Source organism: Bacteroides sp. ET71, from assembly GCF_023336905.1.
Taxonomy (GTDB): Bacteria; Bacteroidota; Bacteroidia; order Bacteroidales; family Bacteroidaceae; genus Bacteroides.
Genome location: NZ_JAMBLS010000111.1, coordinates 1 through 876, shown reverse-complemented (window position 1 = coordinate 876; position 876 = coordinate 1). Strand labels below are relative to the sequence as shown.

2 protein-coding genes are annotated in these 876 nt (G+C 47.6%); both read right to left on the bottom strand.

What is annotated here, in order from left to right; genetic code table 11:
- Positions 1–307: 307 nt before the first annotated feature.
- On the bottom strand, positions 308–646 hold the full coding sequence (locus M3090_RS15415) for a type II toxin-antitoxin system HicB family antitoxin (RefSeq protein WP_249057743.1): 339 nt from the start codon (positions 644–646) through the stop codon (positions 308–310).
- A gap of 21 nt (positions 647–667) precedes the next feature.
- The gene (locus M3090_RS15410) at positions 668–835 is read right to left on the bottom strand and encodes a type II toxin-antitoxin system HicA family toxin (RefSeq protein ID WP_317239257.1); all 168 of its coding nucleotides are present in this window, start codon (positions 833–835) and stop codon (positions 668–670) included.
- Positions 836–876 lie beyond the last annotated feature (41 nt).

Genomic DNA, 876 nt, shown 5'->3' with positions numbered 1-876 from the left:
GACATTAGTGAGATATTTCGACTCCGCTTCGCTTCGCTCAACATGACAGGAATGTTTTCTTCTTCTTTTCCCCTGTCATCCCGAGCATCGCCGAGGGATCTCACTATTCACCTGAGAAATATTAGTGAGATGTTTCGACTCCGCTTCGCTTCGCTCAGCATGACAGAGCCAGCGATTCTTAAACGAACAGGTTGTTAGTTTGTTTAAAATTCTTTCTCCCTGTCATCCCGAGTATTGTTCTCCCCCGCCAAACGGGGGAGGCAAGAGGGGGTATCGAGGGATCTCACTAATACTTCTCAGCGCATAGTTACAGCATCATGGCCACTTGCTTTTCCACGGCAGACTTGATAAAAGCATTGATAGAAATGCCCGCCTGCTTGGCCAACATGGCCACACGGCTGTGCATTTCCGGCGTAAGGCGCACATTCAAAGAGCCTGAATAGCTTTTGTGCGGTTCCAAGCCCTCTTCCCGGCAATAAGTTATGTAATCATCTACTGCCGCATGAAAAGCATCTGTCAGTTCCTTTACACTTTCTCCCTCGAAATTCACGAGGCCGTCTATGCCTTCAACCTTCCCGAAAAAGACATTGTCCTTTTCGCTGAAAGCCACTGAGCCGACATACCCTTTGTAATGAAGTGTGTTCATATCTTATCCTCCTTGTTTGACTTATCCTAATAATCCGAGGCCCTTTAACTCTTCAAACACCTGCTTCAGCGCATATCCTTTGACAATATTTCCCGGGTGAGGCTTGTGCAACATGATAGGGCGGCCATCGCTGTTCTTGTATATCACGCGCGAACCGGACGTCTTTCCCTTGTTGGATACAAGTCTCACCCGGATTGGTCATGGCAAATAAGGAATTGGCCACGAATTGT

Excerpts from the sequence above, each read along its gene's own strand:
- M3090_RS15415 (WP_249057743.1), bottom strand. The coding sequence starts at position 646 with ATGAACACACTTCATTACAAAGGGTATGTCGGCTCAGTGGCTTTCAGC.